Origin of the sequence: Mycobacterium barrassiae (assembly GCF_025822765.1) — a bacterium.
GTDB classification, from domain to species: Bacteria; Actinomycetota; Actinomycetes; order Mycobacteriales; family Mycobacteriaceae; genus Mycobacterium; species Mycobacterium barrassiae.
Window position 1 is genome coordinate 260,398 of record NZ_JACKUK010000014.1, and the last position, 22,606, is coordinate 283,003.

Sequence of the window (22,606 nt, forward strand, 5' to 3'; positions counted from 1 at the left end):
GAGGCCTCGATGGCGCAGGAGCAGACCAAGCGTGGTGGTGGCGGCGGGGAAGACGACGACCTCTCCGGCAACGCAGGCGCGGGCCAGGAGCGTCGCGAGAAGCTCGCCGAGGAAACCGACGACCTGCTTGATGAGATCGATGACGTGCTGGAAGAGAACGCCGAGGACTTCGTGCGCGCGTATGTCCAGAAGGGCGGCCAGTGACCTGGCCCCACCGCGAACAGCCGTCCATCTCATCCCCGCTACCAGGAGCACCGCCGCTTCCCGTGGACTTGTCGTCCTTTTCTGAGCTGCTGCGCCGGCAGGCGCCCGAACTGTTGCCCGTGAACCGGTACGCCGTGCCGTCCGACGTCCCGTCCGACGCGCTGCCGCACGGGACCACGATCGTGGCCCTGAAATACCCCGGCGGCGTCGTCATGGCGGGCGACCGCAGGTCCACGCAGGGCAACATGATCGCCGGCCGCGACGTGCAGAAGGTTTACATCACCGACGACTACACGGTGACCGGGATCGCGGGCACCGCGGCCATCGCCGTCGAGTTCGCCCGGTTGTACGCCGTCGAACTCGAGCACTACGAGAAGCTCGAGGGCGTCGCGCTGACGTTCGGCGGCAAGGTCAACCGCCTGGCGACGATGGTCCGCGGCAACCTCGGCGCGGCGCTGCAGGGCTTTGTCGCCCTGCCTCTGCTCGCCGGCTACGACCTCGACGACCCCAACCCCGAAGCGGCAGGACGCATCGTGTCCTTCGACGCGGCGGGCGGCTGGAACTACGAGGACGAGGGCTACCAGTCGGTGGGGTCGGGCTCGATCTTCGCCAAATCGTCGATGAAGAAGCTGTACTCGCAGGTGAATGATGCGGACTCCGCGCTGCGGGTCGCGATCGAGGCGCTCTACGACGCCGCCGACGACGACTCCGCGACGGGTGGACCAGACCTGGTGCGCGGTATCTATCCGACCGCCGTGATAATCGGTGCCGAAGGGGCGGAGGAAGTGCCCGAGCAGCGCATCGCCGACTTCGCCCGGCAGATCATCGAAAGCCGTTCGCGGACAGACACATTCGGTCCGGACGCCACTCACCGGTCCACCGACGCACGGGGTGACCAGTGAGCTTTCCGTACTTCATCTCGCCTGAGCAGGCGATGCGTGAGCGTTCGGAGCTCGCGCGCAAGGGCATCGCCCGCGGCCGAAGCGTCATCGCGCTCGCGTACGCCGACGGCGTGCTGTTCGTCGCCGAGAACCCGTCGCGCTCGCTGCAGAAGGTCAGCGAGCTCTACGACCGGGTCGGCTTCGCCGCCGTCGGGCGGTTCAACGAGTTCGACAGGCTGCGCCGCGGCGGCATCCAGTTCGCCGACACCCGGGGCTACGCGTACGCCAGGCGCGACGTCACCGGGCGTCAGCTGGCCAACGTGTACGCCGAGGCGCTCGGCACCATCTTCACCGAACAGGCGAAGCCGTACGAGGTCGAGCTGTGTGTGGCCGAGGTCGCCCACCATGGTGAGTCGAAAGCCCCTGAGCTCTACCGGATCACCTACGACGGGTCGATCAACGACGAACCCCACTTCGTCGTGATGGGTGGGGCCACCGAACCGATCACCGAGAAGCTCAACGAGAACTACACCGAGAACGCCGGACTTGCGGAGGCCGCCAGGGTGGCGATCGACGCGTTGAAGGCGGGCAGCAATGGCGAGTCCCGTCCGATCGGGCCGTCGACGCTGGAGGTGGCGATCCTGGATGCGAACCGGCCACGCCGTGCCTTCCGGCGGATCACCGGCTCAGCGCTGGAAGCGCTGCTGCCCGTCGATACGACGGATGAAAGCAAGCCGGAGTAGATCTCAGGCGGCGTCGCTCGGGCGAGCCCGGATGAGGATGAGCTCAGCGAACTGTTCGGGGCATTCCACCGGCGTGAAATGGCCGGCGTCGAAGGCGAAGTGCAGCGCGACGTCGGTGAAGTAGGAGTCGAGCCGGTCGGACCACTCGGGTGGGAACACCGGATCGTGGTGCGGCCACAGCACATCGGTGGGCACGTGGATCTTGATGGCGCGGTCCGGGGGCAGTTCAGTGAGTGACTGGGCGATGGTTCCCGCCCCGGCGCGGTACCAGGCGATCGACGCGGTGAAGGCTCCGGGAGCTCCGTAGTCGCCGACCAGCCGGTCAAGGTCATCCTCGGAAATCGTGAAATCGGGTGCGGACCAGTGCATCCAGAAGTGCCGCAGATATTCGCGGACGGCGTCGGGATTGCCGTCGAGCAACTGCGCGGCCACCGGCAACTGGTGGAAGGCCTGGTACCAGAACTCGCTCTGCGCCCGCGCCGTGAGGACCCTATCGCCGGCCCCGGGCAGCGGGGGAGAGAGCACCAATGCCGACACCAGGTCGGGTTCCATCCTGGCGATGCTCTGCGCCACCCTGCTGCCGACGTCGTAGCCCCCGAGCACCACACGGGACAGCCCGAGCTCCTTGATCAGGCCGATGATGCTGCTGGCTTGCGCCGTGGCGCTGTAGAAATGGCGGACGGCGACGGCGTGCTTGTCTGATCCGCCGAAGCCCCGCAGGTCGGGGACGATGACGTCAGCGGCGTCGCTGAGCAGGGGGACGACGTGCCGGTAGTCGTGACGGTTGCCCGGCCAGCCGTGCAGCAGTACCACCGGAGGCGCGCCCTTGGTGCCGAAACGGTCATAGGCCAACCGGAACCCGTCCACGGGCGCGCTGCGCGACCACATCGGCCCATTCTGGCCGCCGATCGCACGCAATGGCTGGTTTTGCTTAGCGGCCTTCACCCGGCGCGGCGGATTCGCTCGCGGTCGCCGGTGATCACCGCGAGGATGTTGCGCCAGGAGTCCGACGGCGAATTCAGCACATCGCTGTGCGCCTGCCGGCCCGCCATCAGCCGGCCGTCGTCGTAATGTCCTGTCGCCAAGGGGATTACGCCAGGCATTTCATCCGGATCCGCGCCGTGCGGACCGCCGGGGATGCCCTGCACCGCCTGAATGAGGTCGCCGGGCGCGGTCATCGAGTACCGCACCACGTCGGGATTGCGGTTGTGCCAGTCGCCGGGATCGTCGACGCCGACGCCCGCGCCCGCGGCGGCGACGTACATCGTCTGGTCGGCGGTCAGTCCCATGGCTTCGGCGGTGCCGAGGATCGAGCCGCCGTAGGAGTGCCCGATGTAGGTGACCGGCACGGACGGTCCGCCTGCGGCTTTCGCGTCCACTGTGCGGTCGACGTCCTCGCTGAACGCGACCAGTCGCGGCGCCATATCCAGTGCGTAGCGCGGGCTGGCCGCGTCGGCCACGCCCGCGACGAGATTGCCGCGGGGAAACGGCCCGCCCAGATAGGTGAGGACCGCGACGTCGCCGCGGGTGGCTGCGACGAAGCGGCGGGCGGTCGCGGTATTGGCGCCCGACCCCTCGATCGTGGTGTTCATCCCGGGGACAAGTATCGCGACGCTCGTCGCCGCCCGCAGGTCCCCGTTGAGTTCGACGAGGGAGGCGCGCGCCGGGTCGAAGGCCACGATCTGGCGGTCGATGCGGCGACCGCTGCCTGCCGGATCGTCGACCTCGCCGAGCAGTGTGCGGTAGAAGGCCGCCCGAACCGGGTTAGGCTCGACCAGGGCCGCCTGCGCGATATTGGTCCGGTTCGCGGCGATCCGCATGTCCCACGGCACGCCGTCGGTGTTGCCGACCTGATGGGGAAACTCGGCGACGAGTCGCTGGCGTTGTTCGGGGTTGAGCGCCGCGATCTGGTCGGCGATTTGGTCCTGGCCCGTCACCGGCCACCCGGCCACCAGCTCACCTAGCGGGATCGGTGAGGCGCCCGCGGCGACCGTCGCGGGCGGCCGCTCCGCCGGCGTAGCGAACGCCTCCTCGATGTCGGCCGCGGCATCGGCGTCCGCGGCGCCCAGCCGGTCGAGCGCGCCGGCGATCTGCGCGGTCAGTTCCATGGCGCGCAAGATCAGCAGCTCGCGGGCCACCCTGACGTCACCCCCGGAAACAGCAATCAGCAAAGTCGTCGGGGCGTCGTGCACCGCCACGCTGCCGTCATCGGCGACCGCGAACCCCTCCGCTTGCGCTGCCGACACCAACTCCAGCACCGCGTTGCGGGCGATGCCGATCTGCTCGGCGCCGTCGCGGGCGGCGACCGCGGCGTACACCATGGCGCGCGCCAACGCGTCCGACGTGCGTCCGACAGCCAGGACTTCGGCGCGTGCCGCCTCGGCCGCGGAGCCGTTCCAGACCTTGCGCGCAACGGTCACGCCCTGCACCGTCATCGCGATGTGGGCATGCATGTCCGTGGCTGCGGCCTGCCAGCTCAGCGCCGCGTCGCGCAGCGAATCAGGTTGCCACGCTTGCGCTTCGGACACTGTCGGACGCGTCCCGCCCCCCATGCCTCATGCTGACAGATCACGCCACAAACGCGCTCGAGTTATCCACAGGGCTACGCGTGACGTCGACCGCCTGGACTGTCAACCAAGCGGATCGGCGCGGCAGCCCGCCACGTTCGGTTTCCAACAAGTAGTCTCGATCTCGTGCAGCGTCGAATAATGGGCATCGAGACCGAGTTCGGTGTCACCTGCACGTTCCACGGTCATCGTCGGCTCAGTCCCGACGAGGTCGCCCGGTACCTGTTCCGGCGCGTCGTGTCGTGGGGCCGCAGCTCCAACGTGTTCCTCCGCAACGGCGCGCGGCTGTATCTCGACGTGGGCAGCCACCCCGAGTACGCCACCGCCGAATGCGACAGCCTCGTCCAGCTGGTCACTCATGACCGCGCCGGTGAGCGCGTGCTCGAAGACCTGCTGATCGACGCCGAGCAGCGGCTGGCCGACGAGGGTATCGGCGGGGACATCTACCTCTTCAAGAACAACACGGACTCGGCGGGCAACTCCTACGGCTGCCACGAGAACTACCTGATCGTGCGCGCAGGCGAGTTCTCGCGGATCTCCGACGTGCTGCTGCCGTTCCTGGTGACCCGTCAGCTGATCTGTGGCGCGGGCAAGGTCCTGCAGACGCCGAAGGCCGCGACGTTCTGCCTTTCCCAGCGTGCCGAGCACATCTGGGAGGGCGTCTCGTCGGCGACGACGCGGTCCCGGCCGATCATCAACACCCGCGACGAGCCGCACGCCGACGCCGAGAAGTACCGCCGGCTGCACGTCATCGTCGGCGACTCCAACATGTGCGAGGCGACGACGATGCTCAAGGTGGGTACGGCGTCGCTGGTGCTCGAAATGATCGAGGCGGGCGTCGCGTTCCGCGACTTCTCACTCGACAATCCGATCCGGGCGATCCGCGAGGTCAGCCACGACCTGACCGGACGCCGGCCGGTGCGACTCGCCGGCGGCAGGCAGGCCAGCGCCCTCGACATTCAACGGGAGTACTTCGCCCGCGCGGTCGAGTACCTGCAGAGCCGGGAACCCAACACGCAGATCCAACAGGTTGTCGACCTGTGGGGCAGGCAGCTGGACGCGGTCGAGAGCCAGGACTTCGCCAAGGTCGACACCGAGATCGACTGGGTCATCAAGCGCAAGCTGTTCCAGCGCTACCAGGACCGCTACAACATGGAGCTGTCCGACCCGAAGATCAGCCAGCTCGATCTGGCCTACCACGACATCAAGCGCGGCCGCGGCGTGTTCGACCTGCTGCAGCGCAAGGGTCTGGCCGCGCGCGTCACCACCGACGAAGACATCGAGGCCGCGGTGAACACCCCGCCGCAGACCACCAGGGCCAAGCTGCGCGGCGAATTCATCTACGCCGCACAGGAAGCCGGCCGCGACTTCACCGTCGACTGGGTCCATCTCAAGCTGAACGACCAGGCCCAGCGCACCGTGCTGTGCAAGGACCCGTTCCGGTCGGTCGACGAAAGGGTGAAGCGGCTCATAGCTTCGATGTAACTGCCCGGTGCACCGACACCGCGTAATCGCCGCTCTCATACGGCTGCCGGTCCCAAGTAGACCAGCGATGCACCAGTTGCAAGCCCGCCGACTCTGCCAGCCGGTCGTACTCCGTCAGCATCAGCCCGTCGGGTCGTAGCGCGAATCCTGCTACCAGCAGCGCATCGGGCCCCAGAAACGAACTCAGCTGCTCCAGGACACGGCCCTCGGTGCCCTCGGCGACGAAGATCATCACGTTCCCGGCCAGCGCGACGATGTCGAACTGCCCGGCCAGGTGCTCGGTCGCCGCCGCGAGATCGGCGTGGATCCACTGAAGTTCAGGTGCCTTGGCGCGTGCCGCCGCGAGCATGTTCGCGTCGAGATCCATGCCGACCACCGAGAAGCCACGCGCCGCGAGTTCGATCGCCACCCTTCCGGTTCCACATCCCGCGTCCAGGACACGACTCCCGCCGGTGTCGCGCAGCAGGGATTCGATCAGATCGGCCTCGCCATGAATGCTGTGACCTGCATCGGCCAGCCGTTGCCAGCGCTTGTCGTATTCGTCGCCGCGAGGCGCCCCGGTGTCCTGCCAGCGACTGCCCACGGCTCACCCTAAGCTGTTACGAGTGGCGATTTCCAAAGTCGAACGCTTGATGAATCTTGTCATCGCCTTGCTGTCGACTCGCACCTTCATCACCGCCGAACGCATTCGCGACACCGTGTCCGGCTACTCCGACAGCGCCAGCGACGAGGCGTTTTCCCGCATGTTCGAACGCGACAAGAATGAGCTGCGCGATCTGGGCATCCCGCTGGAAACCGGCCGCGTATCGCAGTTCGACCCGACCGAGGGTTACCGGATCAACCGTGACGCCTATGCGCTACCGCCCGTCGAACTGACCGCTGACGAGGCCGCGGCCGTCGCCGTCGCGACGCAGCTATGGGAGTCTCCGGAACTCATCACCGCCACCCAAAGCGCGCTGCTCAAACTGAAGGCTGCGGGCATCGACATCGAATCCGACGACGCCGCATTCGCGATCACCTCGGCCGCCGCGCTGCCGAGCATGCGCGGATCGGAGGAGGTATTGGGAATCCTGCTGTCCGCCATCGATTCCCGGCATGCGGTGCAGTTCCCGCATCGCTCGTCGCGCAGCGATCCGTACGTCATCCGAACCGTCGAACCGTGGGGTGTCGTCACCACGAAGGGCCGTTGGTATCTGGTCGGCCACGATCGCGACCGCGACGCCGTCCGCACCTTCCGGCTGTCCCGGATCGGGGCCGAGGTCAAGACGATCGGACCGGCCGGGGCGGTGCAGCGGCCCCACGGGGTGAATCTGCGTGAGATCGTCGAGCGCGCGGTCGAGGAATCCCCGACCGGTGGTCAGGCGAAGGTTTGGGTCGCCGACGGCCGTGCCACCGCCCTGCGACGGCGCGCGACGGTCATCGGCCCGCGCATCTTGGGCGGCCGCGCCGGCGAGGAGATCCAGCTCGACATCGGGACGCTCGACAGGCTGGCGCGCGAGATCGCGAGCTACGGCCCCGACGCCGTAGCCCTAGAGCCCGACGTGCTGCGTGCCGACGTGGTTGAGCGGTTACGAGCGCAGGCCGGGCAGACGGACGAGGTGCGCGCATGACCGCGATATCGACCCGGCTGGTGCGGCTGCTGAACATGGTTCCCTATTTTCAGGCCAACCCGAAGATCACCTACGCCGAAGCAGCGTCGGATCTCGGCGTCACCGTCAAGCAGTTGCGCGACGATCTCAATCAACTCTGGATGTGCGGCTTGCCAGGTTACGGACCCGGCGACCTGATCGACTTCGAATTCTCCGGCGACACAATCGAAGTCACCTTCAGCGCAGGCATCGACCACCCGCTGCGGCTGACCTCGCCCGAGGCGACCGGGGTGCTGGTGGCGTTGCGTGCACTGGCCGACGTGCCCGGGATGGTCGACCCCCAGGCCGCGCGCAGCGCGATCGCCAAGATCGAATCGGCGGCCGGCGTGGTCGGACAGGGCGACGGCACACCGACCGCGGTCGACGAGCCCGCCCCCATCGAAAGCGAGGCCGCCGCCGCGGTGCGGGCTGCGGCACGGGAGGGACGCGCGCTGTCACTGGAGTACTACTCGGCCTCCCACGACATGCTGTCGAGCCGCATCGTCGATCCGATCAGGGTGCTCCTGGTCGCTGACCACAGCTACCTGGAGGCGTGGTGCCGGTCGGCCGAGGGAGTTCGGCTGTTCCGGTTCGACCGCATCGTCGACGCCCACGTCCTCGACGAACCGTCGGCGCCGCCGCCACCTGCGGTTGCGGCCGGGCCGGACACGTCGCTCTTCGACGCCGACCCCTCGCTGCCGTCGGCCACGCTGCTCATCGACCGATCGGCGTCCTGGATGTTCGACTACTACCCGCTGCGGGAGATCCGCGAGCTGCCCGACGGCGCCTGTGAGGCGGCGATGACGTACGCCTCCGAGGACTGGATGACCCGGTTTGTGCTCGGGTTCGGGTCGGCGGTGCGGGTGCTCACCCCCGAGTCGCTGGCCCAGCGTGTCAGGGACTCGGCTGCGGCGGCGCTGAGCGCGTACGGGGTCGCCGGGTAGACTGGCCCCGTCGTCTGGAGGTGACCAAATTGGGCGGTCTACAACCCTGGCATTGGGTAATCGTCATTGCGGTGTTCGTGCTGCTCTTCGGTGCTAAGAAGCTCCCGGACGCGGCTCGCTCGCTTGGCAAGTCGATGCGGATCTTCAAGTCCGAGATCAAAGAGATGCAGTCCGACTCCAAGCAGGACGCGCCGCCCGCCACGCCCATCGCCTCGGAACGCGCCGACACCCCGGCAACGCCGGCTCCGGAGGCTGCACCGCCGCCGGACCAGCGACCGGCCTGACCGACGCAGACCAACCGACCGCGGCGTAACGCCGCGCCATAGACATCGCCGTGCAGACCCCCGGAATCTTCAAGAAGCTCGATCCTCGACGGCGTCGTTCGCGGGTCAACCCCGACGGCACCATGTCGCTCATCGAGCATCTGCACGAACTGCGCACACGGCTGCTGCTGTCCGTGGCCGCCGTCGTGCTGATGACAATCCTCGGCTTCCTCTGGTACACCCATGGTGTCTTCGGGCTGCCCAGCCTGGGGGACTGGCTACGCGGCCCATACTGTTCGCTGCCGCCGTCGGCACGCGCCACCATCGCGCCTGACGGCGCCTGCCGACTTCTGGCCACCGCGCCGTTCGACCAGTTCATGCTGCGCCTGAAGGTCGCGCTGACCGCGGGAATCGTGTTGTCCTGCCCCATCTGGCTGTATCACCTGTGGGCGTTCATCACCCCGGGCCTGTACAAGAAGGAACGGCGGTTCGCCGTCGCGTTCGTCACCATCGGCGCCGTGCTCTTCATCGCGGGCGCCGTGCTGGCCTACCTGGTGCTGTCGACCGCCCTCGGCTTCCTGCTGACCGTCGGCAGCGATGTGCAGGTGACGGCCTTGTCCGGCGATCAGTACTTCGGATTCCTGATCAATCTGTTGTTGGTATTCGGGTTCAGCTTCGAGTTCCCGCTGCTGATCGTGATGCTGAACTTCGTCGGCGTCCTGACGTATGCGCGGCTCAAGTCGTGGCGGCGCGGCCTGATCTTTGGACTGTTCGTCTTCGCCGCGTTCTTCACACCCGGTTCGGACCCGTTCTCGATGCTGGCACTGGCACTGGCGCTGACGGTGCTGCTCGAGTTCTCGATCCAGATCGCCCGTATTCACGACAAGCGCAAGGCGCGTCGCGAGGCTCTCGACGAGGTTCCCGACGAACAGGCGGCGCCGATCGGGGGTGTCGAGCAGATCGACGCGCCCACCGCGGTGCCGTCGGCGTCGCGACTCGTGGTCGATGACGACGCCACCTAGCGGCCCCCTTCTCGGCAGCTTCACCGAACAGCTGCCGTTCCGTCTCGATGCATTCCAAAAGACCGCGTGCGAGGCGCTGGAGAGCGGGCACGGTGTGCTGGTCTGCGCGCCGACCGGTGCAGGTAAGACGGTGGTCGGTGAGTTCGCCGTGCATCTGGCGCTCGCCGCGGGCCGGAAGTGCTTCTACACGACGCCCATCAAGGCGCTGAGCAACCAGAAGCACAACGACCTGGTGGCGCGATACGGTCCCGAGAAGATCGGCCTGCTCACCGGTGACCAGTCGATCAACGGCGACGCGGACATCGTGGTGATGACCACCGAAGTGCTGCGCAACATGCTGTATGCGAATTCTCGTGCGCTGGACGGGCTTTCGTATGTGGTGATGGACGAGGTGCATTTCCTGGCCGACCGGATGCGCGGGGCGGTGTGGGAAGAGGTGCTCCTGCACCTGCCCGACGACGTCCTGCTGGTCAGCCTGTCGGCGACGGTGAGCAACGCCGAGGAGTTCGGCGGCTGGATCCAGACGGTGCGCGGCGACACCACGGTGGTGGTCGACGAACACCGCCCCGTCCCACTGTGGCAGCACGTCATGGTGGGCAAGCGGCTGTTCGACCTGTTCGACTACCGGGCGAAGGGTGCGGCCAAGGCGTCGAAAACCCCGGGTCGTGAATTGTTGGTCGATCCGGAGTTGTTGCGCCACATCGCACACCGGCTGGAAGCCGACCGGCTCGCCGACTGGCAACCGCGCGGCCGCGGCCGCAACCGCAGCCGTCCGAGCATCTACCGCACCCCGACGAGGCCCGACGTGATCGCGACGCTGGATCGGGAAGGGCTGCTGCCCGCGATCACGTTCATCTTCTCGCGCGTCGGATGCGACGCCGCGGTCAAGCAGTGCCTGCGTTCGTCGCTGCGGCTCACCAGCAATGAAGAGCGCAAACGGATCGCCGAGGTCATCGATCGCCGCTGCGCCGACCTGCCCGAGGCCGACCTGATCGTCCTCGACTACCACGAATGGCGCGAGGGCCTGCTGCGCGGATTGGCGGCCCACCACGCCGGCATGCTGCCGGTGTTCCGCCACACCGTCGAGGAGCTGTTCGTCGCGGGACTGGTGAAGGCCGTCTTCGCCACGGAGACACTGGCTCTGGGCATCAACATGCCCGCACGCACGGTGGTGCTGGAGCGCCTGGTGAAGTTCAACGGCGAACAGCACATGCCGTTGACGCCGGGGGAGTACACCCAGCTGACCGGGCGTGCCGGCCGCCGGGGCATCGACGTGGAAGGCCACGCCGTGGTGCTGTGGACTCCCGATATCGACCCGGCCGAGGTCGCCGGGCTGGCCTCCACACGTACCTTCCCGCTGCGCAGTTCCTTTGCGCCGTCGTACAACATGACGATCAACCTCGTGCACCAGATGGGCCCGGAGCAGGCGCACCGGCTGCTGGAGAGCTCGTTCGCGCAGTATCAAGCGGACCGGTCGGTCGTCGGGTTGGTGCGCGGCATCGAACGCGGCGAGCGGATGCTGGAGGAGATCGCCGTCGAGCTCAGCGGCGGAAAGCCGCCCGGCAAGAACGGCAAGGAACCACCGATTCTCGAGTACGTGCGGTTGCGGCAGCAGATCTCCGAACGCGAACGCGCACAGTCGAGAGCGTCGCGGCTGCAACGCCGCAGGGCGGCCAACGACGCGCTCGCGGCGCTGCGCCGCGGCGACATCATCACCATCACTCACGGCAGGCGTGGCGGTTTGGCCGTGGTTCTGGAACCCGACCGCGACAGCGACGATCCGCGTCCGCTGGTGCTGACCGAACACCGCTGGGCGGGCCGGATCTCGTCCGCCGATTATTCGGGTGCGTCCGCGGCGTTGGGCTCGATGTCACTGCCCAAGCGGGTCGAGCATCGAAACCCGCGTGCGCGGCGCGACCTCGCGTCGGCGCTGCGATCGGCGGCCGCCGGACTCGACGTCCCGTCGGCGAAGGGCAAGCGCCGCGGCGACGCCGTCGAACGTGACGTCGACCCCGAGTTGGCGTCCCTGCGTGAGCAGGTCCGGCGCCATCCCGCACATCAGCTGCCCGACCGCGAGGAGAAAGCGCGGCTCGCCGAGCGCTATCTGCGTATCGAGCGCGACAACGAGCAGACCAGGCAGAAGGTCGCGGCGGCGACCAACTCGCTGGCGCGCACGTTCGACCGGATCGTCGTGCTGCTCACCGAACGCGGTTTCATCGATGCGGGATCCGATGGTGGCGACCCGAAGGTCACCGACGATGGCCGCCTGCTCGCGCGGATCTACAGCGAGAGCGACCTGCTGGTCGCCGAGTCGTTGCGCAGCGGTATCTGGGACGGTTTGAACGCCGCGGAGCTGGCCGGAGTGCTGTCGGCAGTGCTGTACGAGTCGCGCGGCGACACGCCGACCCCGTCCGGCGGTGTCGAGGTTCCCACCGGGGCGTTGCGACGTGCCCTGAACCAGACCCGCAGGCTGTGGACCGAGCTGCGCACCGACGAACAGCGGCATCGGATCAGCCAGAGCCGCGAACCCGACGAGGGGTTCGTGTCTGCCATCTACCGCTGGGCTTCGACCGGTGACCTCACCAGCGCACTGGCGGCATCGGATGCCGGGGGCTCGGGGTCCCCGCTGTCGGCGGGTGATTTCGTGCGCTGGTGCCGCCAGGTGTTGGATCTGCTCGACCAGGTGCGAAACGCCGCACCCAGCCCCGCGTTGCGCGCAACCGCGAAACGCGCGATCAACGATGTTCGGCGCGGCGTCGTAGCTGTTGATGCGGGGTAATGTGTGCGCAAGCACGACTACCGAATATTCGCCGTGTGCGTGGCTCTGCCGCGTGAGCAAGGAGTGAGATGAGCGGACCGCAGGGATCTGACCCGACGCAGCAATGGCCCGGCCAGCAGCCGGACCAGCCGGCGGAGCAGCCGTCGAGCGATCCGTCGGCCAATCAACCGTGGCAGCAGCAGCCGTCGGGCAGCGAGCCGACCACAGCCGCGCCGCAGTGGCAGCCGCGGGCCTACGACCCCCAACAGCAGCAGTACGGCCAGTACCCGCAGCAGCCCGCCTACCAGCCGCCGCAGGAGTACCAGCCGCCCACGGAGTACAGCCCGCAGGCGTACCCGCAGCAGGGTCAATACGGCCAGCCCGGCTACGACCAGTCCGGTCAGTACACGGCGCCATACGGTCAGCCCGGGCAGTACAGCCAGCAGCCCGGCCAGTACGGTCAGCCGACTCAGTACGGCCAGCAGCCCGGGCAGTACGGTCAGCCGGGCCAGTTCGGTGCCCCGACGACCGCCGACGCGGGGTCCAAGCGCTCGCTGGCGGTGATCGGCGGTGTCATCGGCCTGCTGGCGGCGCTCATCGTCGCCGTCGTGCTGGTGCTCGGCTTCTGGAAGCCCGGATTCTTCGTCACCACCAAGCTCGACATCGACGCCGCGCAGACCGGTGTGCAGCGCGTCCTCACGGACGAGGCCAACGGCTACGGCGCCAAGAACGTGACGAACGTGAAGTGCAACGACGGTCAGAACCCCACGGTCAAGAAGGGCGGAACCTTCAACTGTGAGGTCAGCATCGACGGCACCAAGCGTCAGGTGACAGTCACGTTCCAGGACGACGACGGCACCTACGAGGTCGGCCGGCCCAAGTAGCGGGCTAGCGGTTCGGCAGGTCGTCCAGGGCTTTCTGCAGGCGGCCGATCGACGACGTCACGCCGTACTGTTCGGCGAGCTTGACCACCCTGCGCGGGTGCGCGGCGGCCAGCGGGAGCTCGTCCGACGCCGTCGACCAGTCGATGTCCGCGTTCGGTGTCAAATTGCTGGCGACCCGCACCACGGGGCCCGCCTTCTCGATGTAGTCGGTGGCCGCCAGCAGTTTGGTCCGATACGCCTTGGACATCTTGGATTTCGGATCGTGCGCCGCGGCGAGGATGTTCTCCAGCGAGCCGTGCTGTGCCAACAGCGTGGCCGCGGTCTTCTCGCCGACGCCCGGCACGCCGGGTAGCCCGTCGGACGGATCACCGCGCAGCAGCGCGAGTTCGGCGTACGCGGGACCTGCGCGGTCGACCGGCACTCCATAGGTGTCGGCCACTTCCTCGGGGCCCCATTTGGTGGCCTTCGCGAGGCCTCGGCCCAGATAGAGAACCCGGACGGGCACCGGCTCGTGGCGCACCAGCTGCAACAGGTCGCGGTCACCGCTGACCACGACCACGGGGTCGCGTGTCTCGCGGTTCGCGAGTGTGCCGAGGATGTCGTCGGCTTCGCAGTGCGGTGCGCCCGCGGTCGCGATACCGAACGCGTCCAGGATCTCGAAGATCATGTCGACCTGCGGCGTCAGATCGTCGGGCACTTCCTCGATGTCGGGTTCGTCGGCCAAGACCTCCTCGACCCGGTGCGCCTTGTACGACGGAATCAGGTCCACGCGCCACTGTGGCCGCCAGTCGTCGTCGCGGCACACCACGAGACGCCCGGGGCGTTCTCGGGTGATGACGGTCGCGACGGCGTCGAGGAAGCCGCGCAGGGCGTTGACCGGCCGCCCGTCGGGCGCCGTGATCGACGACGGCACACCGAAGTACGAGCGGAACCACATGCTGGCGCCGTCGAGCAGTAACAGGGGAGCGGACACGATCTCTGACAGTAGCGTGAGGTATGACCTTCACCGTCGACCGAATCGACCACGTGGTGCTCAACTGCCGCGACGTCGACCGGACCGTGGACTGGTATGTGCGGGTGCTCGGCATGCGGCGGGAGGTGTTCGGCGAGGGCCGCATTGCGTTGGCGTTCGGCAACCAGAAGATCAACGTGCGTCCCAGCGGCGCGCCGAACTGGCCGACCGGTGCCGTGGACGCGCCCGGGTCGCTGGACCTGTGCTTCATTGCCGACACCAGCGCCGAGGACGTCGGCGCTCACCTGCGGGCCTGCGGTGTGCAGATCACCGAGGGGCCGGTCGCGAAGACCGGTGCGCTCGGCCCGATGACGTCCCACTACTGCCGGGATCCGGACGGCAACCTGATCGAGGTCGCCAGCTATCTGCAGCCCGATTAGCCTGAAAACCATGACAGCCGGCCGATTCGACACAGATGTCTACGCACAACGCCTGAGCGCGGCCGCTGCTGCGGCGGCCGACGCCGGGTTGGCCGGCCTGGTCATCACGCCCGGTTACGACCTGCGATACCTGGTTGGCTCGCGGGCCCAAACCTTCGAGCGGTTGACGGCACTGGTGCTGCCGGCGTCGGGTGCTCCGACGGTCGTCATTCCGCGGCTGGAACTCGCATCGCTGAAGGAGTCGGCGGTGACCGAACTCGGCCTCGCGGTGCGGGATTGGGTCGACGGCGACGATCCGTACCGGCTGGTGGCCGACGCACTTGGCGGCGCACCGGTGGCGACGGCTGTGACCGACTCCATGCCCGCACTGCACCTCCTGCCGCTGGCCGACGTGCTCGGCGTCGTGCCCGTGCTCGCGACCGACGTGCTGCGCCGGCTGCGAATGATCAAGGACGCCGCCGAAATCGATGCGCTGCGCAAAGCCGGGGCCGCGATCGACCGGGTGCACGCGCGTGTGCCCGAGTTTCTGGTGCCAGGCCGCACCGAGGCCGACGTCGCCGCCGACATCGCGAAAGCGATTGTCGCCGAAGGGCATTCGGAGGCCGCCTTCATCATCGTCGGGTCCGGTCCGCACGGCGCCGATCCGCACCACGAGTGCTCCGATCGCGAATTGCGGGCCGGCGACATCGTCGTCGTCGACATCGGCGGGCCCTACGAGCCCGGATACAACTCCGACTCGACCCGCACCTACAGCATCGGCGAACCGGACCCCGAAGTGGCGCGACGCTACGCCGTTCTGCAACGCGCACAGAAGGCCGCAGTCGACGCGGTGCGGCCTGGTGTCACCGCCGAACAGGTCGACGCCGCCGCGCGCGACGTGCTGGCCGCCGAGGGGCTGGCCGAGGCGTTCGTGCACCGCACCGGCCACGGCATCGGCCTTTCGGTGCATGAGGAGCCCTACATCGTCGCGGGCAACGACCTGCCGCTCGAGGTGGGAATGGCGTTCTCCGTCGAACCCGGCGTCTACTTCCCCGGCCAATGGGGCGCCCGCATCGAGGACATCGTGATCGTCACCGCCGACGGCGCAGAGTCGGTCAACAACCGCCCACACGACTTGGTGGTGGTGCCCGCAGGCCCGGCCGCGGCGGGTTAGTCGGCCGCGCGGTCCAGCAGGTCGGACGATCCGAGCACCCGCTCGACGCGGACCTCGATCACCACGCGCTTGGGGTTGGGCCGCGGGGTCCGGTACCGCTGTGCGTAGCGCAATTCGGCGTCGCGCACCGCGTCGGGGTCGCCGTTGACCTGTGCCTTGCCTTCCAGCGACAGCCACCGCGCACCGTCGACCTGGCTCAGCACCGCGACGCCCTGGTTCTCGGCGTTCAGCGCCTTCTGGGAGCCGCCCGAGGTGATCACCCTGGCGATGTGCGTCTTCGGATCGAAGGTGAACCCCACGGCCACCACATGCGGCGAATTGTCCGAGCGCAGCGTGGTAAGCATGGCCAGATGCCGCTCGGTGAGAAACGCAAGTGCATCGTTGGTGAGTCGGGTTGTTGCCCGACGACTTGACTGGGCCATCAGCGCCCAACTTAGCGCAGGCGATAATCGCAGCCGTGAAGGACACGGAGCCCGCGGCCGGGGTTGTGGTCATCTTCGGCGGGCGCAGTGAGATCGGGCTCGAGGTGGCGACGCGGGTGGCGCCCGGCGCGACCGTCGTGCTGGCGGCGCGCCGTGCCGATGACCTCGCCGAGCAGGTGGCCGCGGTGAGCGCCGCCGGGGCGGGCAAGGTCGTGGTGTGCGAGTTCGACGCCGACGCCCTCGATACGCACCAGGCGGTCGTCGAGGCCATCGTGTCCGAGCACGGCCCGATCGGCACCGCGGTGCTGGCGTTCGGGATTCTCGGCGACCAGGCCCGCGCCGAGAAGGACCCGGCGCACGCCGCGGCGATCCTGCACACCGACTTCGTCGCGCAGGCCAGCCTGCTGACGGTGCTGACCACCACGATGCGGGCCGCCGGTTCGGGTCGCATCGTGGTGTTCTCGTCGGTCGCCGGCGTGCGGGTGCGGCGGGCCAACTACGTCTACGGTTCGGCCAAGGCGGGGCTCGACGGTTTCTGCAGCGGCCTGGCCGACGCGCTGCACGGTTCGGGGGTGCACCTGATGCTGGTGCGCCCCGGCTTCGTCATCGGGCGGATGACTGAAGGGATGACGCCCGCGCCGTTCTCCACAACGCCCGACGTGGTGGCGGCGGCGACCGTGCGGGCGCTGTCGCGAGGCCGCCGCACGGTGTGGGTTCCGTCGGTGCTGCGACCACTGTTCTGGGGGATGCGGTTGCTGCCCCAGTTTGTGTGGCGCAGGATGCCACGGTGAGTAGGAACGGACAGCCATGATCGTCGTCGTCGGGATCGGCGCCGACGGAATGCCCGGATTGCCGCAGGCTTCTCGTGCCGAATTGGCCAAGGCCACAGTGATTTACGGATCGCAGCGGCAATTGGATCTGCTCGACGATACGGTCACTGCTGTGCGGCGCGCATGGCCGTCGCCGATGCTGCCCGCCCTTCACACCATCCTCGACGGCGCCGACGGTGATGTGCATGTGGTGGCCAGCGGCGATCCACTGCTGCACGGCGTCGGCAGCTCACTGATCCGGTTGTACGGCGCCGACCAGGTCGTCGTGCTGCCACATGTGTCGTCGGTGACGCTGGCCTGCTCGCGGGTCGGCTGGGCCGTGCAGGACACCGAGATCATCAGCCTGGTGACGAATGAACCGCACACCGCAGTGCGGCGCGGCGGCCAGGCCGTGGTGATGTCCAGGGACGCGACAAGCCCTGTGGCGCTGGCGCGTGTGCTCACCGACACCGGCCGAGGTGACTCGGAGATCACTGTGCTCGAGCAACTCGGCGGACCCGCGGAGCGGCGCCGCTCGGCGACTGCACGCGAATGGTCGGCGCGCCCACCCGGTGACGTCGACGACCTCAACGTGATCGCCGTGCGCTACCTGCCCGACGAGCGCAGGAACGCCGTGCTACCCGACGAGGCGTTCTCCCACGACGGTCAGATCACCAAACAGTCGATGCGCGCCGTCACGCTCGCGGCGCTGGCCCCGCGGCCGGGCGAACTGCTGTGGGATGTCGGGGCGGGATCGGGCAGCATCGCGATCGAGTGGTGCCGCAGCGGACCCGGGTGCCGTGCCATCGCGTTCGAGCGAAACGAGCGGCGGCGCAAGCGGATCGAAGAGAACGTCGCCAACTTCGGTGCTCGTGTCACCGTGACGTTCGACGCGCCGGACAGTTTCGCGTTCGAGCCGGCGCCACAGGCCATCTTCGTCGGCGGTGGGCTCACCCAGCCGGGTCTGATGGACGCCTGCTGGGACCGGCTGCCGGTCGACGGCCGGCTCGTCGCCAACGCCGTGACCGCTGAATCCGAAGCAGTTCTGGCCCAGTGGTATTCGCGGGTGGGCGGGGATCTCCACCGCTTCCAGCACTACCGCGGCGAACCGCTTGGCGGGTTCACCGGCTGGCGGCCCGCGATGCCGGTGACGCAATGGTCGGTGACCAAGCAGTGACGGTCTATTTCATCGGCGCCGGCCCCGGCGCCGCCGATCTGATCACGGTGCGCGGCCAGCGATTGCTCGCCCGGTGCCCGGTGTGCCTCTATGCGGGCTCGATCATGCCGCAGGATCTGCTGGCGGAATGCCCGCCCGACGCCCGCGTGATCGACACCGGCCCACTGACGCTGGACGCCATCATCGCCGAGATGGCCGACGCGCACGCCTCGGGTCACGAGGTCGCACGGTTGCACTCCGGGGATCCCTCGATCTACAGCGCATTGGCCGAACAGTGCCGCCGCTTGGACGCACTCGGCATCGACTACGAAATCGTACCCGGTGTACCGGCTTTCGCGGCTGCAGCCGCGGTGCTGGGACGCGAGCTCACCGTCCCCGGGGTAGGGCAGACCGTCACATTGACTCGGGTGGCAACGCTGTCGACGGCGATGCCTGCGGGTGAGGACCTGCCGACGCTGTCGGCGTCGGGTGGCACGTTGGTGCTGCATCTCGCCGCCGCGCAGATCGACACGATCGTCCCGCAATTGCTGGAGGGTGGACGCGACCCCGAAGCACCCTGTGCGGTGGTCGCGTTCGCGACCTGGCCGCAGCAGCAGGTGCTGCGGTGCCGACTCGTCGACCTGGCCGAGCAGATGCACGCCGCCGACATCACCCGCACCGCGGTCATCTTCGTCGGTGACGTGTTGGCCGCTGAGGGATTCAGCGACAGTTACCTCTACTCCGCGCACCGGACCCGCGGGGACCGGCACTGATGCGAATCCTGTTGCTCGGCGGAACGTCTGAGGCACGCGCGCTGGCCGCGCAGCTGCATCCCGACGTCGAGGTCATCAGCTCCCTGGCGGGCCGGGTACCGGATCCCGCATTGCCGGTGGGCCAGGTGCGCATCGGCGGATTCGGCGGCGCCGACGGGCTGCGGAACTGGTTGCGCGAAACCGGTGTCGACGCCGTCGTCGACGCCACCCACCCGTTCGCGGCGACGATCACCGCCACTGCCGCCGCGGTGTGCCGCGAGCTCGAGGTGCCGCATCTGGTGCTGGTACGGCCCGCATGGACGCCCGGCGACGCCATCGTCGTCGGGTCCGACACTCAGGCCGCGGAAACCGTTGCGGACAAACAGTTCTCACGGGTCTTCCTCACCACAGGCCGCACCGGAACCGCGGCATTCAAAGACGCCGACGCATGGTTTCTGATCCGCGCGGTGACGGCACCCGATCCGCAGGACCTTCCGCGACACCATCATGTACTGCTGTCGCGGGGGCCGTACCACTACGACGGTGAACTCGCGCTGCTGCGCGAACACCGCATCGATGCGCTGGTCACCAAGAACAGCGGTGGCGAGATGACCCGGCCGAAGCTCGACGCCGCGGCGGCACTCGGGGTGGCGGTGGTCATGGTCGACCGTCCGCCCTTGCCAGCGGGCGTGCGCACCGTTGCGACGACCGACGAGGCCGCCGCGTGGGTCAGCGCGATGCGTACTCGTTGATCAGTTCGAGCGTGTCCAACTCGCGGATCGCCTGGCAGCCGCGGCTGAGCATGGCGAGCATCATCTCGTCGCCGCGCTCGGTCGTCGATGCGAAAGCGGTGCCGAGCGCGACGAGCAGCGGCACCTGCACCGCGCCGAGTCGGTAGTCGCGCCAGCAGGTGTCGGCGTCGTAGTCGGCGATGCCGTAACCGAGCAGTGCCTGGTGATAAGCCGTGACCAGGTCGCGCTCGACGGCCGACCGCAAGCCCGGTTCGAGGCTGGTGCCGGTGAAGTAGGCGAGGTCGCGGCCAGGCAGCCCGATTCCCACGGTCTGCCAGTCGACGACGGTGACGCGGGTGCGATCCGGGTCGAACAGCATGTTGTCGAGCCGGTAGTCGCCGTGCATCAGCGCGTACCGATTCGGCTCCGCGCGCAGCCAAGGCGTCACCAAAGACATTGAGGCAACCAGAGTTTCCTGATCCTCGGTGCTGATATGCGCACCGAGCCTGTCGATCACGATGTCGGCCGCCATCTTCGAGATGTCGCCAAGGCCTTTGGCGGCGTCGTCATCACCGGGTTTCGGCATCGCGATCGCAGCGAGATCGAACCACTGGGGATCGCACCAGCTGGGGCCGTGCAGACCCGCGAGGGCCTCGACCGCGAGCCGGGCCTCCTGTTCACTGCAGCCGGCGATCTGGTCGCCCTGGACCGCGGGCGCCATGTCGCCGAGCAGCAGTACGACGTCGGCACCGTCGGCGGAGATGTCGCAGTAGAAGTTGCGGGGGACCGGGATTCGCATCCGCTCGGCGATGCGGGAGTAGAACTCGACCTCTGACCGGTAGCCCAGTGCGACGCGTTCGCGGACCGCGTCATCCTGCGCGGACAGCTTCACCGCGAACGAGTTCGGCAGGTCCGGCTGAGGCGACGAATACGTCGCGGCCACCCGATACGTCGCGCCGGTCTGACCGGTGCCGATCGCGGTGACGTCGACCGCACCCACGTCGACGTTGAGCACTGATGCCAACCAGGCCGGCGTTACATCTTCGGGTCCACGTGGAATGGCCGCAGTCACAGTCACGCGGCGGACATTACCAATCCACCCCAGCTCCATCGAGACTGCGGGCAGATCGCGAAATCGCGTCGAATCGCGATCTGTACGCCGTCTCGGCGCGTTGCTAGACGGTATGGGTGACCGTCGGCGTTGAGTCGGGGGTTGCGGGCCGGGGCCCCACTCACCCATGTTCGTGGGTTACCGAGTAGGAAGTCGCCTGCCCGGTCTATCCGACAGTGGTGGGAGGNGCTAGACGGTATGGGTGACCGTCGGCGTTGAGTCGGGGGTTGCGGGCCGGGGCCCCACTCACCCATGTTCGTGGGTTACCGAGTAGGAAGTCGCCTGCCCGGTCTATCCGACAGTGGTGGGAGGCCCCGGTGTTTATCGAGCGTACGAGTGTTGGACTGGACGTGCACGCACGTTCGGTGGCGGCAGCAGCAATTGATGGTGTCACCGGTGAGATAGTGCAGACCCGGTTGACCCCGTCCCATGAGCACATTCGGTCGTGGATATCGGAGTTGCCTGGCCCGGTGGCGGTGGCTTATGAGGCTGGTCCGACGGGTTTCGGGTTGCAGCGGGCGCTGAACGAGGTGGGTATCCGATGTGAGGTCGTTGCGCCGTCGAAGCTGCAGAAGCCTTCCGGTGACCGCGTCAAGACCGATGCCCGCGACGCGCTGCACCTGTCTCGACTACTGCGCCTCGACGAGGTGACCTCGGTGTCGGTCCCCAGCGTGTCCCAGGAAGCGGCCCGGGATCTGGTACGGGCGCGTGAGGACTGCCGTGGCGACTTGATGCGGGCACGTCATCGTCTGTCGAAGCTGCTGTTGCGACACGGCATCGTCTATTACGGAGGCCAGGGGTGGACTGGTGCGCATGACCAGTGGTTGCGCACCGTGGCGGCGCCCCAGTTGAGATCGGCGGCGACGCGAATGGCGTTCGACGCCGATTACGACCATGTGTTGACGATGCAGGCCCGGCGTAGGCGCCTGGACGCGGCGATCGAGGAGATCGCAAAGGACTGTGAGTTCACGCCGATCGTGCGGCGGGTGTCGTGCCTGCGGGGTGTGAGTACGTTGACCGGGTTCGCGTTGGCGGTGGAGATCGGCGATTGGGATCGGTTTACCGGCAACACGATTGGGTCCTTCGTCGGGTTGACGCCGTCGGAGTATTCGTCGGGGTCCTCGCGGGTGCTGGGTGCGATCACCAAGACCGGTAACACTCACGTGCGGCGGTTGTTGGTGGAGGCGGCCTGGCATCACCGGGCCCGGTATCGGGTGGGGGCGGTGATGCGGTCGCGGTGGGACCTCGCCTCGCCGGCTGCTCGCGCCCGCGGCGATGAGGGCAACCGACGCCTGCACCGCAGGTGGGTTGGATTCTTGGAACGGCGAAAGCGGCCGACGGTGGCCAATGTGGCGATCGCACGGGAGCTTGCCGGCTGGTGCTGGTCGCTGGCGGTGATGCAGGACTGACCGCCACCTAATCTGCTTCCTGCCTCAAGCCCGGTGGTGGCAGCGCGTGGATCGACCCGCGACACACCTATGAGCAGACCCCCGGGTCGACGCTCGACGCTAGACACGCGGATGCGATCCAGCCGAAACCCCGTCCTGCGGTAGCCAATCCGCGTATATCAGTCTGACCGCGCGTCGCCAACGACACGCTCACCACACTGACTATCGGAGGAAGCAAAAGAGGCGCCGTCGGGGTAGCTCCCCGGCGGCGCCTCACCTTGCCCTCTTGACAAACTTCTCTACATATCAGGTG

At 68.0% G+C, this 22,606-nt stretch carries 23 protein-coding genes; 17 read left to right on the plus strand and 6 right to left on the minus strand.

Annotated elements, in window-relative coordinates; all coding sequences use genetic code 11:
* The first annotated feature begins 9 nt into the window (after positions 1-9).
* Genes H7J93_RS05550 through prcA form a run of 3 tightly spaced genes read left to right on the plus strand, consistent with a single transcriptional unit; the run spans position 10 to position 1,828 of the window.
* Complete coding sequence (locus H7J93_RS05550) at positions 10-204, plus strand: ubiquitin-like protein Pup (protein ID WP_267305281.1); 195 nt, start codon at positions 10-12, stop codon at positions 202-204.
* Positions 201-1,106: a proteasome subunit beta gene (gene prcB, locus H7J93_RS05555; protein WP_267305282.1), complete on the plus strand. Its 906-nt coding sequence runs from the start codon at positions 201-203 to the stop codon at positions 1,104-1,106. Before H7J93_RS05550 ends, prcB begins: the two co-directional genes overlap by 4 nt.
* Positions 1,103-1,828, plus strand: a complete 726-nt coding sequence (gene prcA, locus H7J93_RS05560) for a proteasome subunit alpha (protein ID WP_267305283.1) — start codon at positions 1,103-1,105, stop codon at positions 1,826-1,828. Before prcB ends, prcA begins: the two co-directional genes overlap by 4 nt.
* A gap of 3 nt (positions 1,829-1,831) precedes the next feature.
* Here prcA and H7J93_RS05565 read toward each other — a convergent pair whose 3' ends face one another.
* Positions 1,832-2,716: an alpha/beta fold hydrolase gene (locus H7J93_RS05565; RefSeq protein ID WP_267305284.1), complete on the minus strand. Its 885-nt coding sequence runs from the start codon at positions 2,714-2,716 to the stop codon at positions 1,832-1,834.
* Between the two features lie 53 nt (positions 2,717-2,769).
* Positions 2,770-4,380 carry an alpha/beta hydrolase gene (locus tag H7J93_RS05570; protein ID WP_267305285.1) on the minus strand — a complete coding sequence of 537 codons (1,611 nt, stop codon included), beginning with the start codon at positions 4,378-4,380 and terminating at the stop codon, positions 2,770-2,772.
* Between the two features lie 141 nt (positions 4,381-4,521).
* On the opposite strand from H7J93_RS05570, the gene pafA reads away from it, so the two are divergent.
* The gene (pafA, locus tag H7J93_RS05575; protein ID WP_267305286.1) at positions 4,522-5,880 is read left to right on the plus strand and encodes a Pup--protein ligase; all 1,359 of its coding nucleotides are present in this window, start codon (positions 4,522-4,524) and stop codon (positions 5,878-5,880) included.
* On the opposite strand, the gene H7J93_RS05580 is transcribed toward pafA, so the two are convergent.
* Complete coding sequence (locus tag H7J93_RS05580) at positions 5,864-6,463, minus strand: class I SAM-dependent DNA methyltransferase (RefSeq protein WP_267305287.1); 600 nt, start codon at positions 6,461-6,463, stop codon at positions 5,864-5,866. The two genes, pafA and H7J93_RS05580, sit on opposite strands and share 17 nt — an antisense overlap.
* Positions 6,464-6,485: 22 nt before the next feature.
* Here H7J93_RS05580 and H7J93_RS05585 point away from each other — a divergent pair, with 22 nt between their 5' ends.
* The 6 genes from H7J93_RS05585 (at position 6,486) to H7J93_RS05610 (ending at position 13,379) form a co-directional block, all read left to right on the plus strand.
* Positions 6,486-7,490, plus strand: coding sequence for a helix-turn-helix transcriptional regulator (locus H7J93_RS05585; protein ID WP_267305288.1), 1,005 nt, complete (start codon positions 6,486-6,488; stop codon positions 7,488-7,490).
* Positions 7,487-8,452, plus strand: coding sequence for a helix-turn-helix transcriptional regulator (locus H7J93_RS05590; RefSeq protein ID WP_267305289.1), 966 nt, complete (start codon positions 7,487-7,489; stop codon positions 8,450-8,452). Before H7J93_RS05585 ends, H7J93_RS05590 begins: the two co-directional genes overlap by 4 nt.
* A 29-nt stretch (positions 8,453-8,481) precedes the next feature.
* Positions 8,482-8,736, plus strand: coding sequence for a Sec-independent protein translocase subunit TatA (gene tatA / locus H7J93_RS05595; protein WP_267305290.1), 255 nt, complete (start codon positions 8,482-8,484; stop codon positions 8,734-8,736).
* Positions 8,737-8,786: 50 nt separating this feature from the next.
* The gene (gene tatC, locus H7J93_RS05600; RefSeq protein ID WP_267305291.1) at positions 8,787-9,737 is read left to right on the plus strand and encodes a twin-arginine translocase subunit TatC; all 951 of its coding nucleotides are present in this window, start codon (positions 8,787-8,789) and stop codon (positions 9,735-9,737) included.
* Positions 9,721-12,516: a DEAD/DEAH box helicase gene (locus H7J93_RS05605; RefSeq protein WP_267305292.1), complete on the plus strand. Its 2,796-nt coding sequence runs from the start codon at positions 9,721-9,723 to the stop codon at positions 12,514-12,516. The genes tatC and H7J93_RS05605 overlap by 17 nt, the downstream gene beginning before the upstream one ends.
* 68 nt (positions 12,517-12,584) lie before the next feature.
* The gene (locus H7J93_RS05610) at positions 12,585-13,379 is read left to right on the plus strand and encodes a DUF4333 domain-containing protein (RefSeq protein ID WP_267305293.1); all 795 of its coding nucleotides are present in this window, start codon (positions 12,585-12,587) and stop codon (positions 13,377-13,379) included.
* A gap of 4 nt (positions 13,380-13,383) precedes the next feature.
* On the opposite strand, the gene H7J93_RS05615 is transcribed toward H7J93_RS05610, so the two are convergent.
* The gene (locus tag H7J93_RS05615) at positions 13,384-14,352 is read right to left on the minus strand and encodes a 5'-3' exonuclease (protein ID WP_267305294.1); all 969 of its coding nucleotides are present in this window, start codon (positions 14,350-14,352) and stop codon (positions 13,384-13,386) included.
* Between the two features lie 23 nt (positions 14,353-14,375).
* Here H7J93_RS05615 and H7J93_RS05620 point away from each other — a divergent pair, with 23 nt between their 5' ends.
* Both H7J93_RS05620 and H7J93_RS05625 read left to right on the plus strand, forming a co-directional pair.
* Entirely contained in the window at positions 14,376-14,771 is a 396-nt protein-coding gene (locus H7J93_RS05620; protein WP_267305295.1) for a VOC family protein, read from the plus strand.
* A gap of 10 nt (positions 14,772-14,781) precedes the next feature.
* On the plus strand, positions 14,782-15,924 hold the full coding sequence (locus H7J93_RS05625) for a M24 family metallopeptidase (protein ID WP_267305296.1): 1,143 nt from the start codon (positions 14,782-14,784) through the stop codon (positions 15,922-15,924).
* Here the strand turns inward: H7J93_RS05625 and H7J93_RS05630 are convergent.
* Positions 15,921-16,346: a F420-dependent biliverdin reductase gene (locus H7J93_RS05630; protein ID WP_267305297.1), complete on the minus strand. Its 426-nt coding sequence runs from the start codon at positions 16,344-16,346 to the stop codon at positions 15,921-15,923. The genes H7J93_RS05625 and H7J93_RS05630 overlap by 4 nt on opposite strands.
* A gap of 35 nt (positions 16,347-16,381) precedes the next feature.
* Here H7J93_RS05630 and dprE2 point away from each other — a divergent pair, with 35 nt between their 5' ends.
* The 4 genes from dprE2 to H7J93_RS05650 are packed head-to-tail and all read left to right on the plus strand — an operon-like array spanning position 16,382 to position 19,815.
* A complete protein-coding gene (gene dprE2 / locus H7J93_RS05635; protein WP_267305298.1) occupies positions 16,382-17,137 on the plus strand; it encodes a decaprenylphospho-beta-D-erythro-pentofuranosid-2-ulose 2-reductase in 756 nt (251 codons plus the stop codon).
* Positions 17,138-17,153: 16 nt separating this feature from the next.
* The gene (gene cbiE / locus H7J93_RS05640) at positions 17,154-18,332 is read left to right on the plus strand and encodes a precorrin-6y C5,15-methyltransferase (decarboxylating) subunit CbiE (protein ID WP_267305299.1); all 1,179 of its coding nucleotides are present in this window, start codon (positions 17,154-17,156) and stop codon (positions 18,330-18,332) included.
* Positions 18,329-19,084, plus strand: coding sequence for a precorrin-4 C(11)-methyltransferase (cobM, locus tag H7J93_RS05645; protein WP_267305323.1), 756 nt, complete (start codon positions 18,329-18,331; stop codon positions 19,082-19,084). Before cbiE ends, cobM begins: the two co-directional genes overlap by 4 nt.
* Positions 19,084-19,815: a cobalt-precorrin-6A reductase gene (locus H7J93_RS05650; protein ID WP_267305300.1), complete on the plus strand. Its 732-nt coding sequence runs from the start codon at positions 19,084-19,086 to the stop codon at positions 19,813-19,815. The genes cobM and H7J93_RS05650 overlap by 1 nt, the downstream gene beginning before the upstream one ends.
* Here the strand turns inward: H7J93_RS05650 and H7J93_RS05655 are convergent.
* Complete coding sequence (locus H7J93_RS05655; RefSeq protein WP_267305324.1) at positions 19,793-20,866, minus strand: phosphotransferase family protein; 1,074 nt, start codon at positions 20,864-20,866, stop codon at positions 19,793-19,795. The genes H7J93_RS05650 and H7J93_RS05655 overlap by 23 nt on opposite strands.
* Positions 20,867-21,222: 356 nt before the next feature.
* Between H7J93_RS05655 and H7J93_RS05660 the strand changes: the two genes are divergently transcribed.
* The gene (locus H7J93_RS05660; RefSeq protein ID WP_267305301.1) at positions 21,223-22,314 is read left to right on the plus strand and encodes an IS110 family RNA-guided transposase; all 1,092 of its coding nucleotides are present in this window, start codon (positions 21,223-21,225) and stop codon (positions 22,312-22,314) included.
* Positions 22,315-22,606 lie beyond the last annotated feature (292 nt).

Excerpts from the sequence above, each read along its gene's own strand:
- H7J93_RS05605 (WP_267305292.1), top strand. The coding sequence starts at position 9,721 with ATGACGACGCCACCTAGCGGCCCCCTTCTCGGCAGCTTCACCGAACAG.
- H7J93_RS05620 (WP_267305295.1), top strand. The coding sequence starts at position 14,376 with ATGACCTTCACCGTCGACCGAATCGACCACGTGGTGCTCAACTGCCGC.
- H7J93_RS05650 (WP_267305300.1), top strand. The coding sequence starts at position 19,084 with ATGCGAATCCTGTTGCTCGGCGGAACGTCTGAGGCACGCGCGCTGGCC.
- H7J93_RS05630 (WP_267305297.1), bottom strand. The coding sequence starts at position 16,346 with ATGGCCCAGTCAAGTCGTCGGGCAACAACCCGACTCACCAACGATGCA.
- H7J93_RS05570 (WP_267305285.1), bottom strand. The coding sequence starts at position 4,380 with ATGGGGGGCGGGACGCGTCCGACAGTGTCCGAAGCGCAAGCGTGGCAA.
- H7J93_RS05625 (WP_267305296.1), top strand. The coding sequence starts at position 14,782 with ATGACAGCCGGCCGATTCGACACAGATGTCTACGCACAACGCCTGAGC.
- H7J93_RS05550 (WP_267305281.1), top strand. The coding sequence starts at position 10 with ATGGCGCAGGAGCAGACCAAGCGTGGTGGTGGCGGCGGGGAAGACGAC.
- H7J93_RS05565 (WP_267305284.1), bottom strand. The coding sequence starts at position 2,716 with ATGTGGTCGCGCAGCGCGCCCGTGGACGGGTTCCGGTTGGCCTATGAC.
- H7J93_RS05590 (WP_267305289.1), top strand. The coding sequence starts at position 7,487 with ATGACCGCGATATCGACCCGGCTGGTGCGGCTGCTGAACATGGTTCCC.
- cbiE (WP_267305299.1), top strand. The coding sequence starts at position 17,154 with ATGATCGTCGTCGTCGGGATCGGCGCCGACGGAATGCCCGGATTGCCG.
- H7J93_RS05610 (WP_267305293.1), top strand. The coding sequence starts at position 12,585 with ATGAGCGGACCGCAGGGATCTGACCCGACGCAGCAATGGCCCGGCCAG.